17 protein-coding genes are annotated in these 19,172 nt (G+C 63.7%); 1 reads left to right on the forward strand and 16 read right to left on the reverse strand.

The window, feature by feature from the left end; all coding sequences use genetic code 11:
• Positions 1 to 54: 54 nt before the first annotated feature.
• Positions 55 to 1,116: a threonine aldolase family protein gene (locus tag CVS48_RS04055; RefSeq protein ID WP_172616210.1), complete on the forward strand. Its 1,062-nt coding sequence runs from the start codon at positions 55 to 57 to the stop codon at positions 1,114 to 1,116.
• A 28-nt stretch (positions 1,117 to 1,144) separates the two neighbouring features.
• On the opposite strand, the gene CVS48_RS04060 is transcribed toward CVS48_RS04055, so the two are convergent.
• The 16 genes from CVS48_RS04060 to CVS48_RS04135 form a co-directional block, all read right to left on the reverse strand.
• Positions 1,145 to 1,972: an AraC family transcriptional regulator gene (locus tag CVS48_RS04060; RefSeq protein WP_100853361.1), complete on the reverse strand. Its 828-nt coding sequence runs from the start codon at positions 1,970 to 1,972 to the stop codon at positions 1,145 to 1,147.
• A gap of 15 nt (positions 1,973 to 1,987) precedes the next feature.
• A complete protein-coding gene (locus CVS48_RS04065; protein WP_100853362.1) occupies positions 1,988 to 4,048 on the reverse strand; it encodes a UvrD-helicase domain-containing protein in 2,061 nt (686 codons plus the stop codon).
• A 13-nt stretch (positions 4,049 to 4,061) separates the two neighbouring features.
• The gene (locus CVS48_RS04070; RefSeq protein ID WP_100853363.1) at positions 4,062 to 6,152 is read right to left on the reverse strand and encodes a primosomal protein N'; all 2,091 of its coding nucleotides are present in this window, start codon (positions 6,150 to 6,152) and stop codon (positions 4,062 to 4,064) included.
• Between the two features lie 352 nt (positions 6,153 to 6,504).
• Positions 6,505 to 7,578: a uroporphyrinogen decarboxylase gene (gene hemE / locus CVS48_RS04075; protein WP_100853364.1), complete on the reverse strand. Its 1,074-nt coding sequence runs from the start codon at positions 7,576 to 7,578 to the stop codon at positions 6,505 to 6,507.
• Between the two features lie 57 nt (positions 7,579 to 7,635).
• Positions 7,636 to 8,505 carry a helix-turn-helix domain-containing protein gene (locus CVS48_RS04080; protein ID WP_242001373.1) on the reverse strand — a complete coding sequence of 290 codons (870 nt, stop codon included), beginning with the start codon at positions 8,503 to 8,505 and terminating at the stop codon, positions 7,636 to 7,638.
• Positions 8,506 to 8,711: 206 nt separating this feature from the next.
• Complete coding sequence (locus tag CVS48_RS04085) at positions 8,712 to 9,137, reverse strand: F0F1 ATP synthase subunit epsilon (protein WP_006217064.1); 426 nt, start codon at positions 9,135 to 9,137, stop codon at positions 8,712 to 8,714.
• Between the two features lie 9 nt (positions 9,138 to 9,146).
• Positions 9,147 to 10,550 carry a F0F1 ATP synthase subunit beta gene (gene atpD, locus CVS48_RS04090; RefSeq protein ID WP_100853365.1) on the reverse strand — a complete coding sequence of 468 codons (1,404 nt, stop codon included), beginning with the start codon at positions 10,548 to 10,550 and terminating at the stop codon, positions 9,147 to 9,149.
• 42 nt (positions 10,551 to 10,592) lie between these two features.
• Positions 10,593 to 11,498, reverse strand: coding sequence for a F0F1 ATP synthase subunit gamma (gene atpG, locus CVS48_RS04095; protein WP_050446771.1), 906 nt, complete (start codon positions 11,496 to 11,498; stop codon positions 10,593 to 10,595).
• 98 nt (positions 11,499 to 11,596) lie between these two features.
• A complete protein-coding gene (atpA, locus tag CVS48_RS04100) occupies positions 11,597 to 13,138 on the reverse strand; it encodes a F0F1 ATP synthase subunit alpha (protein WP_006217061.1) in 1,542 nt (513 codons plus the stop codon).
• A gap of 28 nt (positions 13,139 to 13,166) precedes the next feature.
• Complete coding sequence (locus CVS48_RS04105) at positions 13,167 to 13,706, reverse strand: F0F1 ATP synthase subunit delta (RefSeq protein ID WP_100853366.1); 540 nt, start codon at positions 13,704 to 13,706, stop codon at positions 13,167 to 13,169.
• Positions 13,707 to 13,718: 12 nt separating this feature from the next.
• Complete coding sequence (locus CVS48_RS04110; RefSeq protein ID WP_006227275.1) at positions 13,719 to 14,189, reverse strand: F0F1 ATP synthase subunit B; 471 nt, start codon at positions 14,187 to 14,189, stop codon at positions 13,719 to 13,721.
• A 143-nt stretch (positions 14,190 to 14,332) separates the two neighbouring features.
• Complete coding sequence (gene atpE / locus CVS48_RS04115) at positions 14,333 to 14,575, reverse strand: F0F1 ATP synthase subunit C (protein ID WP_003815363.1); 243 nt, start codon at positions 14,573 to 14,575, stop codon at positions 14,333 to 14,335.
• Between the two features lie 117 nt (positions 14,576 to 14,692).
• Entirely contained in the window at positions 14,693 to 15,574 is an 882-nt protein-coding gene (gene atpB, locus CVS48_RS04120) for a F0F1 ATP synthase subunit A (RefSeq protein ID WP_006227276.1), read from the reverse strand.
• Between the two features lie 87 nt (positions 15,575 to 15,661).
• Complete coding sequence (locus tag CVS48_RS04125) at positions 15,662 to 16,087, reverse strand: ATP synthase subunit I (protein ID WP_100857499.1); 426 nt, start codon at positions 16,085 to 16,087, stop codon at positions 15,662 to 15,664.
• Positions 16,088 to 16,567: 480 nt separating this feature from the next.
• On the reverse strand, positions 16,568 to 18,121 hold the full coding sequence (locus CVS48_RS04130; RefSeq protein ID WP_100853367.1) for a DUF1254 domain-containing protein: 1,554 nt from the start codon (positions 18,119 to 18,121) through the stop codon (positions 16,568 to 16,570).
• 253 nt (positions 18,122 to 18,374) lie between these two features.
• Positions 18,375 to 19,151 carry an enoyl-CoA hydratase gene (locus tag CVS48_RS04135; RefSeq protein ID WP_050446775.1) on the reverse strand — a complete coding sequence of 259 codons (777 nt, stop codon included), beginning with the start codon at positions 19,149 to 19,151 and terminating at the stop codon, positions 18,375 to 18,377.
• Positions 19,152 to 19,172: the final 21 nt, after the last annotated feature.

Genomic DNA, 19,172 nt, shown 5'->3' on the forward strand with positions numbered 1-19,172 from the left:
GCAAGCACGCGCCCCGGCATAGTGACGGCTTTCCCGTATCAGCCGAAGCCAACCGTGAACACGCCCCTATCCGTCCCCGCCCCCAATATGGGCTTTTCCAGCGACAACATCGCGGGCGCCAGCCCCGAAATAGTGGAAGCGCTGCTGCGCGCCAGCGCCGGCCAGGCCCAGCCGTATGGCGCCGACGACAGCACCCTGAATGTGCAGCGCCGGCTTGCCGATCTGTTCGAGCACGAGGTCGACGTGCTGCTGGTGCCCACCGGCACGGCCGCCAATTCGCTAAGCCTGGCCGCGCTGACGCCGCCCTGGGGCGCCGTGCTGTGCCATGCGCAAAGCCATATCGCCAACGATGAGTGCGGCGCGCCGGAGTTCTACACCCATGGCGCCCGCCTGATGCTGCTGGGCGGGGCCGACGCCAAGATCGACCCAGTTGAATTGGCGGAGCAGGCGCGGCGCAAGGTGGGTGACGTGCATTCCGTGCAGCCGTCCTGCGTCAGCATCACGCAGGCCACGGAAACCGGCAGCGTCTACACCCTGGATGAAATCCAGGCCATCAGCAGCGTCTGCCGCGACGCGGGCCTGCCCTTGCATATGGACGGCGCGCGCTTTGCCAACGCGCTGGTCAGCCTGGACTGCACGCCGGCGGAAATGACGTGGAAGGCGGGCGTGGAGATCTTGTCGTTCGGCGCCACCAAGAACGGCGTGCTGGGCGCCGAGGCCATCGTCATGTTCAAGCCCGAGCGTGCGCGCGACCTGGCATTCCGGCGCAAGCGCGGCGGCCATCTGTTGTCAAAGATGCGCTTGCTGTCCGCACAAATGGAAGCGTATCTGGACGACGGCCTGTGGCTGCGCAACGCGCGCCAGGCCAACGCCATGGCCGCCCGATTGGCGGCGGGCATGCAAGGCCTGCCCGGCGTGACGCTGCAAGGCAAGGCCGATGCCAACATCCTGTTCTGCCAATTGCCCACCGCTGCCATCGACGGCCTGCTGGCCGACGGCTTCCGTTTCTATCACGACCGCTGGGGCCCGGGCATCGTGCGTCTGGTGACGTCCTTTGCCACCACGGAACAAGACGTCGACCACTTCCTGTCGGCGCTGCGCGCGCGGGTGAGCTGAACCAGCCGTGTGACGCCCGCGGCTTCGCCTACGCTGCGGGTTGATAAGCCGAAGGCGGTGCGCCATAGGCGGCGCGGAAGGCGCGGTTGAAATGGCTTTGATCATAGAAACCCACTTCCGCCGCCACCTCGGCCACCGACATGCGCGCGGTGGCCAGCACCGCGCAGGCCCGCTCCAGCCGCAGCCGCACCAGCCAGGCGTGGGGTGTCAAACCGGCCGTGTGCGTAAAGCGCCGCAGGAATTGAAACCGGCTGATTCCGCACAACCGCGCCAGGTCGTCCAGCGCGATCTTCTCGCTCAGATGCGCATGGCAATAATCCCGCACGGCAAGCCGGTGCGCCACCGACAAGCCGCCCTTGACCACTTGCGGCGTCACCGTGCGCGTGCGCAGGAACAGGTCGGCCATCAAGGCCAGTGATTGCGACTGCCGCGCCAACGGCTCGTCCGGCGCGCGCGACATCCACACATTGTGCAAGGCCATGAAGCGCTGCGCCAGCGGGGCGTCTTGCAGCAGCGTGCCGAAGAAGTGCTCGCGGGGCGCGGCGTCCGACACGTCTTCGATCCAGGCGCGCATCAGCGCCGCTGAAATCCGGAACGTCTTCAGCACATAGGCCGAGCCATGGTCGTCCGCTCCCATGCCGTCATGGATTTCGCCGGGCGGCATCAGCGCAATGCCGCCCGGCCCCAGCAGAATGCTCTGCCCGCGAAAATGCTGGCGTTGCACGCCCTGCGTCACCAGGCCGATGTGATAGTCCTCGTGATAGTGGCGGTCAAACTGGAATTCGCTAAGACGCGCCTGCCCCAGCACCAGCCCCGGCGTGCCGGGCACGGGCAGATAGCGGACGTCGTCTTTCATGGCACGGGCCGCCCGCTACTTCTTCAGCAGCGCTTTCAACATGGCCATGCGCTCCTTGGGGTTCATGGCGGCGGTGGCTTCGTCTTCCTGCACGCGCACATCTCCCAGCCCCATCTCTTCGATGAAGCGCGACGGCTCGCGCACCAGGTCTTCGCGCGCGCGGCGGCGGCGCTTGCACCAGCTCAGGTTCAGGCTGCGCTGCGCGCGGGTGATGCCCACGTACATCAGGCGGCGTTCTTCCTGAATGCGCGTGGCCAGGTTCTCTGCCGCGCGCGCGGGGTCGCCCACTTCATCGTCCTTGCCCAGGTGCGGCAGCAGGCCTTCTTCAACGCCCGCCAGGTACACGTGCGGATACTCCAGGCCCTTGGACGCATGCAGGGTCGACATCTTCACCGCATCGGGCTCGTCTTCCTCGCCGCGCTCCAGCATCGTGACCAGCGCCACGTGCTGCACCAGGTCGAAGAGCGTCATGTTGTCTTCTTCGGCCTTGCGCTTGAGCCAGCCGGTCAGCTCCAGCACGTTCTGCCAGCGCGTTTGCGCGGGGCGTTCCTCGAACAGTTCAAACAGATGGCGTTCGTACTGAATGGCTTCCACCAGGTCGTCAAGGATGACGCCGGCGGGTTCGGCCGGCGCGGCGTCCTTGCCCGTGGCGCCGCGTCCGGCGCGCCACTGCATCCGGCGGATGAATTCGGCAAAGGTGCGCAAGGGCTCCAACTGGCGCGGCGCCAGCAGGCTTTCCAGGCCGGTTTCGGCCACGGCGGCCAGCAGCGACGTTTCGCGCGTGGCCGCGTATTGGCCCAGCACCTGCAACGTGGCCTGGCCGATACCGCGCTTGGGCGTGGTGGCCGCGCGGATGAACGCGGGGTCGTCATCGTCGTTGGCCAACAAGCGCAGGTACGACAAGATGTCGCGCACTTCCGCCTTGTCGAAAAAGCTTTGCCCGCCCGAGATCGTGTACGGAATCTTCAGGTTGCGCAGCGCCTGTTCCAGAATGCGCGACTGGTGATTGCTGCGGTACAGGATGGCGAAATCCTTCCACTGCGCCTGCCGCTCGAAGCGCGAGGCCGACACCTTCATGGCGATGGATTCGGCTTCCTGCTCTTCGCCATCCATGGCGGACACCAGGATGGGCTCGCCCACGCCCAGGTCGGACCACAGCTTCTTGTCGAACAGCTTGGGGTTCTTTTCAATGACCGCGTTGGCGGCGGCCAGAATGCGCTGCACCGAACGGTAGTTCTGTTCCAGCTTGATGAGCTTGATGTTGGGGTAGTCGGTGGTCAGCTTGGCCAGGTTTTCGATGGTGGCGCCGCGCCAGGCATAGATGGCCTGGTCGTCGTCGCCCACCGCCGTGAACATGGCCCGCGAACCCGTCAGCAACTGCACCAGCCGGTACTGGCATACGTTGGTGTCCTGGTATTCGTCCACCAGCAGATAGCGGACGCGGTTTTGCCAGCGCGTGCGCACCTCTTCGTTGCTGGACAGCAGCAGCGCGGGAATACGGATCAGGTCATCGAAGTCCACCGCCTGATAGGCCGCCAGCGTGGCGGCATAGCTGCGGTAGATGTGGGCGGCTTCCACGTCGCCGGGCGTGACGGCTTCGCGCGCGGCGTCGTCCGGCTCCATCAGCCCGTTTTTCCACAGCGAAATAATGCCCTGCACGTGCCGCAGCCGCGCCTTGTCGGTGGTGGCCAGCAGTTCCTGGATGATGGACATGGCATCATCGGCATCCAGGATGGAAAACGTGGGCTTGAGCCCGGCGTTGCGCGCTTCCTCGCGCAGCATCTTCACGCCCAACGAGTGGAACGTGCTGATGATCAGGCCCTTGGACAGCTTGCGATCCACCAGCGTCTTCACGCGCTCGTCCATCTCGCGCGCGGCCTTGTTGGTGAAGGTCAAGGCCACCACGTTGCGGCCCATGTAGCCGCATTCACGCAGCAGGTACGCAATTTTCTGCGTGATCACGCGCGTCTTGCCGCTGCCGGCGCCGGCCAGCACCAGACAGGGGCCGTCCAGGTACAGCACCGCCTCGCGTTGGGCGGGGTTCATCCCTTGGGCAATGGCTTCGTTGGCGGACATGTTGGACCTTAAGCTAGATTTCAAGCGGATCGACTTCCAACTGCCAGCGCACCCGCGCCTCGTTGGCGATATACGGCAAGTGGTGCGACCACGACGTCAGAAAGGCCTGCAAGGCCGGCCGGCTGCTGCTTTCCACCAGCAGTTGGGCACGCTCGATATTGGCCACCCGCACCACCCGCAGCGGCACCGGGTCGTACAGCATGATGGCGTCCAGGCCGGGGAAGTCGGCGGCCCATTCGCCTTCGGGCAGCACGCGCGCGCGCTCCAGGAAGGCTTGCGCCACCTTCAGTTCGCGCGCTTCGGCCGTCAGCAGGGCTTGATAGACGAAGGGCGGCAAGCCGGTGCTTTCGCGTTCATGCAGGGCATGGCGCGCAAAGCCCGCGTAGTCATGGCGCAGCAAGGCCTGATACACCGGCTGCTCCGGGTAGCCGGTCTGGATAAGCACCTCGCCATTGCCCTGGTGGCGGCCGGCACGGCCCGCCACCTGCATCAGCTGAGCAAACAGGCGCTCGGGCGCGCGGAAGTCGTGCGCGAACAGCATCGAATCGGAATTCAGCACGCCCACCAGGCCCAGCCGCGCAAAATCATGCCCCTTGGCCACCATCTGCGTGCCGACCAGGATGTCGACCTCGCCCGCGTGCACGGAGGCGAACAGCGCTTCGGCACTGCCCTTCTTGCGCGTGCTGTCGGCGTCGATGCGCAGGATGCGCGCGCCTGGGAACAGCTCGGCCAGATGCTCTTCGATGCGCTGGGTGCCACGGCCCATGGGCGCCAGGTCCTGGTCGCCGCATTCCGGGCACGCACGCGGCACCGGCGCCTGGTAGCCGCAGTGGTGGCACTGAAGCCGATGGCCGCGCCCATCCGTGCGATGCAGCACGGTAAACGCGGTGCAGCGCGGGCAGTTGCTGACCCAGGCGCAGGACTGGCAATGCAGCACTGGGGAATAGCCGCGCCGGTTCAGGAAGATCAGCGACTGCTCTTTGCGTTCCAGTCGCTGGCCGATGGCCTCCAGCAAATGCGGCGACATGCCGTGCTTCATCTGCAGGCGGCGCGTGTCCACCAGGCGCATCGACGGCAGCGTGCTGGAGCGCGCCCGGCCCGGCAGCGTCAAGCGCAGATAGCGGCCGCGCTCGGCGTGCTGCCAGGTTTCCAGGGACGGCGTGGCCGACCCCAGGACCACGGGAATATCCAGATCATGCGCACGCCACACGGCCAGGTCACGCGCCGAATAGCGCAGGCCGTCCTGCTGCTTGTAGGAAGCGTCGTGCTCTTCGTCCACCACGATCAAGCCCAGCTTGCTCAGGGGCGCAAAGATCGACATCCGTGTGCCCAGCACCATGCGCGCTTCGCCGCGCTGAGCGCGGGCCCAGGCTTGCAGCCGTTCACCGTCGGACAAGCCGCTGTGCATGACGGCCAGGCCATCCGGCCCCACCAGGGCTTCCAGGCGCGCGCGCAGCGCGGCTTCCAACTGCGGCGTCAGGTTGATCTCGGGCACCATCAGCAGCACTTGCCGCCCCTGCCCCAGCACTTTTTCGGCCGCCCGCAGGTAGACCTCGGTCTTGCCGCTGCCCGTTACGCCATGCAGAAGCACCGGCTTAAAGCTGGTCAATGCCCCAATGGTGTCCACGGCGGCGCGCTGCGCGTCGTTAAGTTCCGGCGGCTGATCCGCCTTGGCCGGCGCACGCACCGGCTTGCGCTTGCGGTTGTCCAGGCGCGCCACCGGGCCGCCCGCCGAGCGCTTGCCTTGATACGCGGTAGGCTTGCGCAGTGGCGGCGGCAAGGTCGGCAACATCACTTCGCCCAAAGGCCGCTGATAGTAGTCCGCCGCAAAGCGCGCCATGCGCAGCCAGTCTTCATCAAAGGGGGGCAGGTCATCCAGCACCTGCTCGATCGGCCGGATCTGCTTGGGGTCGTATGACGGCTCCGCCGGGTTCTCCACCACCACGCCAACCATCTTGCGCCGCCCGAACGGGACGATCACCCGCAAGCCCACCGCAACCGGCGCATCGCTGCGGTAGTCGAAGGGGCCGGGCAAGGGGACGTCCAGCGCCACGCGCACCCAGCAGACGGCTTCGGAAGTCGTTCCTGGCAGCGGTTCAGACATGGATGCTTGGACGGGTCATGGAAAAAGGATTAATCCGAATGGCTGATAAGTAGTGGGGGATGGCGCCGCCGGACAATTGCCGCCCGGGCGCGCCGGCCGGCTTGGGCGGCGCCTGTGGATAACTTTGGGGAAAAGGCTGGAGCAACGTCAATTTTCGGAATAAGCCAAGATTGCGAAGCCCGCTGCAATCCGGTGGAAAACTCACTTTTTCCGTTTAAAAACAATAGCTTATATAACGTTCCAAGATTGTAAACTAGCTTCTAAAGGGTTTTCCCCGAGCAAATTCCTGCTGTGCACAAGTACTTGCCCGGGCCCTCAAATGTCGGCCCTTGGAACCGAAGCGTCCACTCACTTACCCCCGCAGCGTGCGGCTGTGTTGGTGGACTTCTTCGACCAATTCGGCTACGGCTTCCGGCGGAGTGAAGCGCGAAATTCCGTGTCCCAGGTTGAACACGTGGCCGCCCTTGCCGACCGGACCAAAAGCGTCCAGCACGCGGCGGGCTTCGGCGCGGATGGCGGGGCCACCGCCAAACAGCGCCATCGGGTCCAGGTTGCCCTGGAAGGCAACCGAGTCACCCGTGCGGCGGCGCGCCGCGGCCAGGTCCACCGTCCAGTCCAGCCCCACGGCGTCGCAACCGCAAGCCGCAATCTGCTCCAGCCATTGGCCACCGCCCTTGGTGAATACGATGACAGGAACGCGCCGGCCTTCGTTTTCACGGGTCAGGCCATCCACGACCTTCTTCGTGTACGCCAGCGAAAACTGCTGGAACAGGCCATCGGCCAACACGCCGCCCCAGCTGTCGAACAGCATGACGGCCTGCGCGCCCGCGGCGATCTGCGCGTTCAGGTATTGCAGCGTGGCCTCGGCGTTGATTTCCAAGATGCGGTGCAGCAGGTCCGGGCGCGAATACAGCATGGTCTTGATCAGGCGGTAGTCGTCGCTGCCCTTGCCTTCGACCATGTAGCAGGCGATGGTGAACGGGCTGCCGGCAAAGCCGATCAGCGGCACCTTGCCGTCCAGCTCGCGGCGGATCACGCCTACCGCGTCGAAGACATAGCGCAGCTTGTCCATGTCGGGCACCGCCAGGCGGGCGACGTCTTCCTCGGTACGCACCGGGTGGGCAAAGCGCGGGCCCTCGCCTTCAGCGAAGTCCAGGCCCAGGCCCATGGCATGCGGCACCGTCAGAATGTCCGAAAACAGAATGGCGGCATCCAGGTCGTAGCGCGCCAGCGGCTGCAACGTGACCTCCATGGCGTAGTCCGGGTTTTGAGCCAGGCCCATGAAGGAGCCTGCACGGGCCCGCGTGGCGCGGTACTCCGGCAGGTAGCGACCCGCCTGGCGCATCAGCCAGATCGGGGTATAGGGCACGGGCTCGCGCAGAAGCGAGCGCAAGAACACATCGTTCTTCAAGCTGGAAGCAGACACGACTATCCTCGTTGATCGGAAGCCGTGATTTTACTTCCCTTGGGGATGAAGAGCGGTTTAGTCACGCATCCGTCGTCCTTGCGCCGCCTGCCGGTACGGCGCGGCCTCGATGCCGTGCTTGCGCATCAAGGCCCAGAAGGCACGCCGATGCTTTTCGCAGGCCCGCGCGGCCTGCGCCACATTGCCGCCATGGCGTGACAGGGCGTGGCGGATGTAGTCGCGCTCGAACCCATCCACCACCCGCGCCTTGGCCTGGCGGAATGACTCCTGCGCCGCCTGGCGCCGGGTGTCGCGCAGGTTGGCCAACCCCTGTTCCAGGATGTCCGGCGCCACTGGCGGCCGGGCAGCGTGTGGCGGTGGCGCGGGGCTGGCGCCATGGGCGGCGTAGCGCGCCGGCGCCTCTTCCACCCTGGCATGGCGCCAAGCCGGGTGCGAGCCCGAGGCGGGCCGGCGCATACGGGCGAGCCGGACCCGCATGCTTTCCACGCAGGCGGGCTGCGCCATGAAGTCGGTGACGCCCAGGCCCAGCAAGTCTTCGATGGCGGGCGCTTTCATGCCGTCCATCAGTAGCAGCAACGGCGTGGTCAGCGCATCGCCCGCGTGCGACAGGGCCATGCGCGCCCAGGCCACCGACGAGGGCGCCACCGGCAGCACGCAACTGTCATAGCGCCGTAGCGACACGGCAACGCGGGCCAAGGCCTGCACGTCTTGTTGCAGGCTTGCGGGCAGGTAGGTGGTCTCGGGTGCGCCCGCGTGGTCCACGGCCGCATGACCCGTGGCCGTACTACCCGTGGCCGCCTGCGCCTCCAAAGGCACCAGATGCAGGCGGACGCGCGGCAGCCCGCCCTGACACCGCGTCACCCAGTCGCGCATGGCGGCTTCGTGGCCGGGCGCCAGCAGCACCCCGCAATCCAGGACTTCTCGCACGCTTCCCCCCAAGGCTCGTTAGGCAAGCTTGAAGGCTACTGTTGCAAATCCCGCCCAGCTATTCGTATCGAACGCATTGCGGTCGCCACGCCCAGGGCCGGCGCGGCTTGTCCGTGCAATCCCGAGCCATTCGAACGGGCATGAAAAAAGCGGCCAATGGCCGCTTTTTCCAATCCGGAGCAAGCCCCGGCGTACTGCTTTGCCGCTTAGTGCGAACGGCCGCCTTGGCGCAGCTTGCGCGCCGCGATGGCTTGCGCAGCCAGCATGGCGAGTTCCGCTTCGACAACTGCGATGTCCGCCTTGTCCTTGGCGTTCGCCAGGGCCTCTTCGGCCTTCTTGCGAGCTTCCACGGCGCGGGCTTCGTCCAGATCGGAAGCACGGATAGCGGTGTCGGCCAAAACCGTCACGCTGCCCGGCTGCACTTCCAGAATGCCCCCGGCGACGAAGATGTTTTCCTCGCCTTGGTCGGCACGAACGATCTTGACCGTGCCGGGGCGTATGCGCGAAATCAGCGGGGTGTGGCCGGGCAAGATGCCCAGTTCACCCGCTTCGCCAGGCAGCACCACGAACTTCGCCTCACCGGAGAAGATCGCTTCCTCTGCGCTGACGACATCCACATGCAGGGTAGCCATATCGGTTCCTTATTGCAGTTTCTTGGCCTTCTCGAAGGCCTCGTCGATCGAACCGACCATGTAGAAGGCCTGTTCCGGCAGTGCATCGCACTCGCCTTCCACGATCATCTTGAAACCACGGATGGTTTCGGCCAGCGGAACGTACTTGCCGGGCGAGCCGGTGAACACTTCAGCAACGTGGAACGGCTGCGACAGGAAGCGCTGGATCTTACGCGCGCGGGCCACGGCCTGCTTGTCTTCCGGCGACAGTTCGTCCATGCCCAGAATCGCGATGATGTCGCGCAGTTCCTTGTAGCGTTGCAGCGTTTGCTGCACGCCACGGGCAACCGCGTAGTGCTCTTCGCCGACGACTTGCGGGTCGAGCTGGCGGCTGGACGAATCCAGCGGGTCCACGGCCGGGTAGATACCCAGCGAAGCGATGTCACGCGACAGCACGACGGTGGAGTCCAAATGCTGGAAGGTCGTGGCAGGCGACGGGTCGGTCAAGTCATCCGCGGGAACGTACACGGCCTGGATGGACGTGATCGAACCGGTCTTGGTCGACGTGATGCGCTCTTGCAGCTTGCCCATTTCTTCAGCCAGCGTGGGCTGGTAGCCCACGGCCGACGGCATACGGCCCAGCAGTGCGGACACTTCGGTACCGGCCAGGGTGTAGCGGTAGATGTTGTCCACGAAGAACAGGATGTCGCGGCCTTCGTCACGGAACTTCTCGGCCATCGTCAGGCCGGTCAGCGCCACGCGCAGACGGTTGCCCGGGGGTTCGTTCATCTGACCGAACACCATCGCAACCTTGTCCAGAACGTTCGACTCTTCCATTTCGTGGTAGAAGTCGTTGCCTTCGCGGGTACGCTCACCCACGCCGGCAAACACCGACAAACCGCTGTGCTGCTTGGCGATGTTGTTGATGAGTTCCATCATGTTCACGGTCTTGCCCACGCCGGCGCCGCCGAACAGGCCGACCTTGCCGCCCTTTGCGAACGGGCAGACCAAGTCAATAACCTTGATGCCGGTTTCCAGCAGTTCCACCGACGGCGACAGTTCGTCGAAACGGGGAGCCGGTTGGTGGATGCCACGCTTTTCTTCGTGTTGGATCGGACCGGCTTCGTCGATGGGACGACCCAGCACGTCCATGATGCGGCCCAGCGTGCCGGTGCCGACGGGCACCGAGATCGGGCCGCCAGTGCCCGTGACCTTCATGCCGCGGCGCAGGCCGTCGCTGGAGCCCAGCGCAATGGTACGCACCACGCCGTCGCCCAACTGTTGCTGCACTTCCAGCGTCAGGCCCTTTTCGGCGAACGAGGAGGACTCGTCGTCGGCCAGGGTAAGCGCCTCATAGATCTTGGGCATGTGATCGCGGGGGAACTGAATATCCACCACGGCGCCGATGCACTGAACGATGGTTCCGTTGCTCATGTCGATTCCTTGCTTGATAGCTTTAGATGGGAGCTGCCTGCCTTAAACGGCGGCAGCGCCCCCTACGATTTCCGAAATTTCTTTGGTGATCGCGGCCTGACGGGTCTTGTTGTAGACCAGTTGCAGCTCTCCGATGACCTTCTTGGCGTTGTCCGACGCCGCCTTCATGGCGACCATCCGGGCCGACTGCTCCGAAGCCATGTTCTCGGCCACGGCTTGATACAGCAGGCCTTCAACGTAACGCTGCAGCAGGTCGTCGATCACGCTACGGGCGTCGGGTTCGTAGATGTAATCCCAGCTGTAGTCCGACTTCACTTCCGACGTCTTGGCCAGGCTCTCGGCGCCCGATTGGTACGGATCGTCCAAACCACTGGCCAACGGCAGCAGACGCAAGAACAACGGCTCCTGCTTCATCGTGTTGACGAAGCGGGTCGAAGCCACGTACAGCGCGTCGATGCGGCCTTCCAGGTAGGCGTCCAGCTGCACCTTGATCGCGCCCAGCAGGCGGTCCAGTTGCGGCTTGTCGCCCAGTTGCACTTCCTGGGACACCAGTTTGGCGCCGATACGGGTCAGCACACCCACGCCCTTGTTGCCGAAAGCGGTCGCTTGCACGGCGATGCCGTTTTTCTCGAACTCTTTCAGCTTGCCCAACGTCACGCGAGTGATGTTGGTGTTCAAGCCGCCGCACAAACCCTTGTCAGTCGTCACCATGACCACGCCGACCGCTTTGACTTCGCGTTCGACCAGGTACGGGTGGCTGTACTCGGGGTTGGCCTGCATCAGGTGCGCAGCAATCTCGCGCACCTTGGTGGCGTACGGACGACCAGCACGCATCCGTTCCTGCGCCTTGCGCATTTTGGATGCGGCGACCATTTCCATCGCCTTGGTGATCTTGCGCGTGTTTTGCACGCTCTTGATCTTGGTTCGGATTTCCTTAATTCCGGGCATTGCGCTTTCCTGTGAAGACTGGCCGATGGGTTCCGCTCACGCCTCAACCATCCGGTAAGGACGGGTGAGGCGTTGCAGACGCCTAACCCATCACTTTCTTAAAAAGCACCGTGCTTCTTGAATTCCTGAACGGCGGTGGCCAGTTCGGCCTCGTCGTCCTTGGACAGTTCCTTGGTGTCTTCGATGCGTTGGATCATGGCCGCATGCTTGGCCTTCAGTTGATCCTTCAGCGATTTCTCGAACGACAGCACTTGGGCCACGTCCACGTCATCCAGGTAGCCGTTGTTGACCGTGTACAGCGTGACGGCCAGTTCCCACACTTGCAGCGGCTGGTATTGCGGCTGCTTGAGCAGTTCGACCACGCGCTTGCCGCGTTCCAGCTGGCGACGGGTGGCGTCGTCCAGGTCGGAAGCGAACTGCGCGAAGGCGGCCAGTTCACGGTACTGCGCCAAGTCGGTACGGATACCGCCGGACAGCTTCTTGACGACCTTGGTCTGAGCAGCGCCACCCACACGCGACACCGAGATACCGGCGTTGATTGCGGGGCGGACACCGGCGTTGAACAGGTCGGTTTCCAGGAAGATCTGGCCGTCGGTGATCGAGATCACGTTGGTCGGAACGAAGGCGGACACGTCGCCTGCCTGGGTTTCGATGATCGGCAGTGCGGTCAGCGAACCGGTCTTGCCCTTGACGGCGCCGTTGGTGAACTTTTCGACGTAGTCTTCGTTCACGCGGGCAGCACGTTCCAGCAGACGCGAGTGCAGGTAGAACACGTCGCCCGGGTAGGCTTCACGGCCCGGCGGACGGCGCAGCAGCAGCGACACCTGGCGATAGGCCCAGGCTTGCTTGGTCAGGTCGTCATAAACGATCAGGGCGTCTTCGCCACGATCGCGGAAGTATTCGCCCATCGTGCAACCGGCGTAGGCAGCCAGGTATTGCATGGCGGCCGAGTCCGAAGCCGAAGCGGCCACGACGATGGTGTATTCCATCGCGCCGTGCTCTTCCAGCTTGCGCACCACGTTGTTGATCGTGGAAGCCTTCTGGCCGATAGCGACGTACACGCAGGTGACGCCCTTGCCCTTCTGGCTGATGATAGTGTCGACGGCGACAGCGGTCTTGCCGGTTTGGCGGTCGCCAATGATCAGCTCGCGCTGGCCACGGCCGATCGGCACCATCGAGTCGATAGCCTTGACGCCGGTTTGCAGCGGCTGCGACACCGAGCGGCGGGCAATAACGCCAGGCGCCACTTTTTCAATGATGTCGGTTTCTTTGGCGTTGACCGGGCCCTTGCCGTCGATCGGCTCGCCCAGCGTGTTGACCACGCGGCCTTTCAGTTCCGGACCAACCGGAACTTCCAGAATGCGGCCGGTCGTCTTGACCTGGTCGCCTTCGGAGATGCCGGTGTAGTCGCCCAGAATAACGGCGCCGACGGAGTCGCGCTCGAGGTTGAGCGCCAGACCGAAAACGTTGTTGGGAAATTCGAGCATTTCGCCCTGCATCACGTCGGACAAGCCGTGGATGCGGGTAATACCGTCGGTCACGGACACGACGGTGCCCTGAGTACGGACATCAGCCGAAGCGCCCAGGCCCTCGATGCGGCTCTTGAGCAGTTCGCTGATCTCGGAGGGATTGAGTTGCATATTGACTCCTGGAATCCTGTTAGTTGCCTTAAGCGGCGAGCTGATCGCGCATGCGGACCAATTGGGCTTGTACGGAAGTATCGAGCACTTGGTCGCCGACAGCCACGCGCACGCCGCCGATCAACGACTGGTCGACGGTGACGTTGGGCTTGAGCTTGAGGCCGAATTTTTGTTCGAGCGCGTCGACCAGGTCTTTGACCTGGGCGTCGCTCAGTTCGAACGCGCTGGTGATTTCCGCCTGCGCCGTGCCCTCGTGACGATTGCGCAGCACCACGAATTGCGAGGCGATGTCGGGCAGCAGCAGCAGCCGGTCGTTTTCGACCAGCAGCTCGATGAAATTACGGGCGGCCTGCGGCAGTTCGGCCTTGATCAGGCCGGAGAACAGCTCGACGCGCTGCTTATCGCCCAGACGCGGGTCGGCCATGGCCTCGCGCACGTCGGGGTTGGAGGCGACCTGCGACATTTCGCTGACCAGGTCGGCCCAGGCCGGCAAGCCGGCCTTGTCGTCGCGCGCTGCGCTGAAGAGCGCTTCAGCGTAGGGCCGGGCAACAGTGGAAAGTTCAGCCATGACGGTCCCGGATTAAAGCTGCGCGCGAAGCTGGTTGAGCAGCTCGGCGTGGGCGCGGGCGTCAACCTCGCGCTTGAGGATCTGTTCAGCACCCTTGACAGCCAACGCGGCAACATCGTCGCGCAGCGAGTCACGAGCGCGCTGGACTTCCTGCGCGGCATCCTGAGCGGCTTGAGCCACGATACGGGCGCGTTCAGCTTCCGCTTCACGGCGGGCTTGCTCGATCAGGGAGGCGGCTTGCTTCTCGGCCTCGATGATGCGGGCGTGGTTTTCGGACTTGGCAGAAGCCTCGATCAGACTGACACGCGCCTGGGCTTGAGCCAAATCGGCTTTGCCCTTCTCGGCGGCGGCAAGGCCGTCGGCGATTTTTTGGCGGCGCTCGTCCATCGCCTTCGTCAGAGGAGGCCACACGAATTTCATCGTGAACCAGCCCAGAACGAAGAACACGAGCATCTGGAAAATGATCGTCGCGTTCAGATTCACGGTCGTTCCTTTAACACCTTGCGGCTCCGACCGCACCCGGAAAGGGGCGTCACGGAGCACTCGATACTTTGCTGGCCGGCGACGGGGCTATGCCCACATCGCCGCCAACGTCATGACCCGCCTATTCGCCGGCGGGCGCTGCCTTAACCGACGAACGGGTTGGCGAAGGCGAACAGCATGGCAATACCCACGCCGATCAGGAATGCCGCGTCGATCAGGCCGGCCAGCAGGAACATCTTCGTTTGCAGAGCGTTCATCAGCTCAGGCTGACGAGCCGAAGCTTCCAGATACTTGCCGCCCATCAATGCGATGCCGATGCAAGCGCCGATAGCACCCAAACCGATGATGAGACCGCAAGCGAGGGCAACGAAAGCGACGTTGGTCATGACAACTCCTTGGTTAGAAATCTGAAGTCAAAAATTGAAAATAAGGGGTACAGCTCAATGCAAGATAATCTTGCTATCCCACGCTGGCCGGGTGGCCAGCGCAAGAAATTCGGGGGATCAGTGACCTTCGTGTGCCTGGCCGAGATAAACCAGCGTCAGCATCATGAAGATGAAGGCCTGCAGAAGGACGATCAGGATGTGGAAGATCGCCCAGATGGAGCCGGCCAGGATGTGGCCGATTCCCAAGCCGATGCTGGCACCGTTAAAGCCGGTCCAGGCGCCACCCAGCAGGGCGATCAGCATGAAAATCAGTTCGCCGGCGAACATGTTGCCGAACAACCGCATGCCCAGCGACACGGACTTGGCGGCGTATTCGATCAGGTTCAGCAGCAGGTTGAACGGGGCCAGCACAACGGCGCCCAGGCCATGCGCATGGAACGGCGCGGTGAACAGTTCTTTGACAAAGCCGCCCGGGTGCTTGATCTTGATGCCGTAATAGAACATCAGCAGCAGCACGCCCAGCGACATGCCCATCGGCACGTTCAGGTCGGCCGTCGGCAGAATGCGGTGGTAATAGAGGGGATCGCCGTGCTCGGCACCCAGGCCGGTCAGGCGCCAGATGGAGGGCAACAGGTCAACCGGCAGCAAGTCCAGCGCGTTCATCAGGATGATCCAGAGGAACACGGTGAGCGCCAGCGGGGCGATGAAAAGACGGCTTTTGGCGTTGTGGACGATGCCCTTGGCCTGGTCGTCGACCATGTCGACGATCATTTCCACGAAAGCCTGGAAGCGGGTCGGCACGCCACTGGTGGCGCGGCGAGCAGCGCGCCACAGAAAGAAAATGACGATCAGACCCATCAGGCCGGACCAGAACAACGAGTCGTAATTGATGATGTCGAACTGAGCAATTGCGCTCTGTTTTTCACCGGTATTGTTCAGATGCACCAAGTGATGCTGAATATACGCGGACTGAGGCGACACGTCGCTGGCAGCAGCCATTTGAATCCTACCCTATTTGCTGTATGCCCGAACCCTTGCGAGTCGGACGATTCCACGATCACGTTTGCCGCTACTTACTGCTCGGCGCTAAGACAACTTGCGGAACATCAAGAGCAAGAGATAACCCTTCAATGTGAGTATCAGACCCAGCAATGCGGCAGGCCAAACCAGACTGTCCTGTGCCACACGCGAAAGCATCCACAACAGCAATGCGGTTGCGAACAACTTGATCAACTCACCAGAGAGAAAGGTAAAGGGATTGGCTTTACCGGCCCGAACACTGACAGCCAGGCGCAATGCAAACAATGCATTGGGTATGAAATACGCTCCCGCCCCCGCCAGCGCCGACCAACCAGCCGCCGCCCCTCCGACAACTCCCGCAATTACCGCTGCTGCGAGCCCCATGGCGCCTTGCGCCGCCAGTGCCAACAGGAGACCGCGGCTTGCCTGAGCATTCAGCGCCACGCGATCCGCGTCGCTTAGAACCAGGACCTTGATGTCGTCATCGACGATGCCATCACTATTGATGCCACCACCGCCAACTCCACCCTCTTTACCGCCCTGGCCCGACAACCCTCGTTGCTGTGCACCTTGCGCTGTGTCTCGTATTGAGTCCCGCACCGTGCTTTGCATCGAGTTTTGCATTGGCTCATGCATCAAACACCCCGCTACTTCTTGCCCCTGTCAGAACCGGCTTAGCCTGCACAAAAGTAGTGTCTTTCAACTACTTTTACCTACCCGGCCGCCACGTGTTCTTATCCCGCAAGCGTCAAACCCGCAGAGTATAGCTTGAATCTTTTTGCCCAAGCAAATGAACTTTCGGGAGTTTGTAAGGTGCGCGCAACGTCCCGGCAAACATCGAAATTAGGGACGCGAACCGCGCTGGCCGCGCGCTGCGCAAGCCTTGCGCAGCGCGGCCTCGGCACGAAAAAACGGCCCTTCATCGAAGGGCCGCTTTTGGTTCCGGTGGGCGGTGCTAACCCACGCCGAAGATCAGTCTTCCTTGACGGGCGGCGGGGCCCACAGGCCGTCCAGCGCCGTGTCCTGCGGCCAGTACAGGCGCATGCTCAACAGGAACTTGCCGTCGGCGGCCGGCGTGCTGACCCAGTTCGAACGCTTCCTGTCACCCGGATCCCGGCGCTGGATGTAGATGTCCAGCGAACCATCGTCGTTGTACTTCAGGTCGTCGGTGCTGCGCAGCGCGTAGCGGTTGGCGGGGTTTTCAGCAAAGCCATGCTTGTCGTTATAGACATGCAACGACCAGAACGCATTGGCCGGCGGCAGTTGGCCCTTGTCGAAATGCAGCACGTAGTCTTCGTTCGAATCGAGCTGGCGACCCTTGGAGTCCGACATGGTCACCGGGTAAAGCACGTCTTCCGGCGTGGGCGCGCCCAGGCCTGCATAGGCAATCGCGGCGCGGCGGGAATAGTCGGTGCCATAGGTGCCGATGCCCGACAGCACGGTATTCCAGTTATTGATCGGCGTGCCCAGGCGCGACACTCCATCCGCAATGCGGCGGCCCGCCATCGGCTGCGCGTCGGCCAGCGCCTGCTGCACGGCCGGGCTCAGGCGTCCGTACGAGAACGGTTGACGGCTATCCAGGCCGATGCGACGCATGCGGTCAAGAATCGGCGTGTCGTTGGCGTGCGGCGGGTTGTTGCGCATCACATCAAAGAACAGCGTGAAGAACGAGGCCGCGTCCATGCTGGCGGCTTGTTCGGCCGGCGTGCCGTCGGGCACCGTCACCGGCATCGGCATCGGCAAGCCGCTGCCGATGGGCGCCGAGCCCACGCGCGAGCCGGTTTGCGGATACGCGTTGCCGGCGTTGCGGTTGCGCGATGACGGGGTCGCGGCCATCGGCGCCATCATCGGCGAGGCCGTCATGCCTGCCTGGATCTGATTGACGGCGGCATAGTCCTGCGGGCCCTTGGCCTGCGTCCAGCCGATCAGCCAACCCGTGGAGGTGGGGCTGTGGATGACGTCGACACCCGCGGGCACGCTGCCCTGCCAATTGGGGCCGACGATGGCGAACGACTGAGCGCCGGATCCGTTGGTGCGCGTGCCGCGCGAGGCGAACACGTCGCTCCACATATCCAGCGCCGACAGCACCGAATAGCGGCCGCCGGTATCCGGCAGGTTCACGATCAAGGGCGCTTGCGACACGTCGAACCACAGGCTGGAATACAGCGCATCGGCGCTGGGCCACGGGGCGTCGGCGGCGCGCGGATCCGGGAAAGCGGTCTTGTGGCCGAACTGGTTGACCGGCGCACGCCCATCCAGAGGCGTCTGTACGGCGGTGGCCTTGCGGCGCGCCAGTTCCATCAGCACCATCGGATAGGCGTAGACGTAGGCGTCGATCGCCGTGTCGCGCAGTTCCTGTTCGCTCATTTGCGGGGCGGGCGCGGACGACGCCGGATACGGCGTTTCAGAGACCAGCCGCAGCGTGGACTGCGGCGCTTGAGCCTGGGTGGCGGTCATGGCGCAGGCGCTCAAGGCACCGGCAAGCACCGCGGTGGACCACCGGCGGCGAGCAATAAATGTACGCATGCAAGGCTCCTTCTTGATTTTGTTTGCTAGCGAGCCGCCGCGCGGGACTTGCCAGTGGGGCAAGCCGCTCTGGCGCGGCACCTCTTGATGTCGCTCAACCAGCATAGGGAAGAAGCCTGCAACAAGGTGCTGCCCAGACGTTTCAATGCGCAACGGCCGTGCAACACCCACGCGCCCATGAAAAAGCGCGCCGGAATGGGCGCGCTGGGCTTTCTGCGACAAAACCGCAGGCGTTTTGCGGTAGTAACAAGCTTTAACGGTGTTTAAAGTCCGGTTTGCGCTTTTCGGTAAATGCGGCCATGCCTTCCTTCTGGTCTTCGGTGGCGAACAGGGAATGAAACACCCGGCGCTCGAACAACAGACCTTCGTTCAAGGACCCTTCGAACGCGCGGTTCACGCATTCCTTGGCCATCATGACGGACGGTAGCGACATCGACGCGATGACGGTGGCGGCGTCCAGCGCTTCTTCCATCAGCTTGTCGGCAGCGACCACGCGCGACACCAGGCCGGCGCGTTCGGCTTCTTCGGCGCCCATCATGCGGGCGGTCAGGGCCAGGTCCATGGCCTTGGCCTTGCCCACCGCGCGCGGCAGGCGCTGCGTGCCGCCGGCGCCGGGAATCACGCCCAGCTTGATTTCGGGCTGGCCGAACTTGGCGGTGTCGGCGGCGATGATGATGTCGCACATCATGGCCAGTTCGCAACCGCCGCCCAAGGCGTAGCCGGCCACGGCGGCGATCACGGGCTTGCGAATGCGCTTCAGGGTTTCCCAGTTGCGGGTGATGTATTCGCTGCCGTACACGTCCATGTACGACCAGTCTTTCATGGCGCCGATGTCCGCGCCCGCGGCAAACGCCTTTTCGCTGCCGGTGATGACCACGCAGCCGATGTCGGCGTTGTCCTCGAACGCCAGCAGCGCCGCGCCGAGCTCATCCATCAGTTGATCGTTCAGCGCGTTGAGCGCCTTGGGGCGGTTCAGCGTCAGCAGACCGACGCGGCCCCGGGTTTCGACCAGTACAAACGACTCGCTCATTGAATGTCTCCAGTAGGAAGT

It is taken from the genome of Achromobacter spanius (assembly GCF_002812705.1).
GTDB lineage: Bacteria > Pseudomonadota > Gammaproteobacteria > Burkholderiales > Burkholderiaceae_B > Achromobacter > Achromobacter spanius.

Coding starts and splice junctions, on each gene's coding strand:
- CVS48_RS04060 (WP_100853361.1), bottom strand. CDS start 1,972: ATGAAAGACGACGTCCGCTATCTGCCCGTGCCCGGCACGCCGGGGCTG.
- CVS48_RS04065 (WP_100853362.1), bottom strand. CDS start 4,048: ATGTCCGCCAACGAAGCCATTGCCCAAGGGATGAACCCCGCCCAACGC.
- CVS48_RS04070 (WP_100853363.1), bottom strand. CDS start 6,152: ATGTCTGAACCGCTGCCAGGAACGACTTCCGAAGCCGTCTGCTGGGTG.
- CVS48_RS04085 (WP_006217064.1), bottom strand. CDS start 9,137: ATGGCTACCCTGCATGTGGATGTCGTCAGCGCAGAGGAAGCGATCTTC.
- atpD (WP_100853365.1), bottom strand. CDS start 10,550: ATGAGCAACGGAACCATCGTTCAGTGCATCGGCGCCGTGGTGGATATT.
- atpG (WP_050446771.1), bottom strand. CDS start 11,498: ATGCCCGGAATTAAGGAAATCCGAACCAAGATCAAGAGCGTGCAAAAC.
- atpA (WP_006217061.1), bottom strand. CDS start 13,138: ATGCAACTCAATCCCTCCGAGATCAGCGAACTGCTCAAGAGCCGCATC.
- CVS48_RS04105 (WP_100853366.1), bottom strand. CDS start 13,706: ATGGCTGAACTTTCCACTGTTGCCCGGCCCTACGCTGAAGCGCTCTTC.
- atpE (WP_003815363.1), bottom strand. CDS start 14,575: ATGACCAACGTCGCTTTCGTTGCCCTCGCTTGCGGTCTCATCATCGGT.
- atpB (WP_006227276.1), bottom strand. CDS start 15,574: ATGGCTGCTGCCAGCGACGTGTCGCCTCAGTCCGCGTATATTCAGCAT.
- CVS48_RS04130 (WP_100853367.1), bottom strand. CDS start 18,121: ATGCGTACATTTATTGCTCGCCGCCGGTGGTCCACCGCGGTGCTTGCC.
- CVS48_RS04135 (WP_050446775.1), bottom strand. CDS start 19,151: ATGAGCGAGTCGTTTGTACTGGTCGAAACCCGGGGCCGCGTCGGTCTG.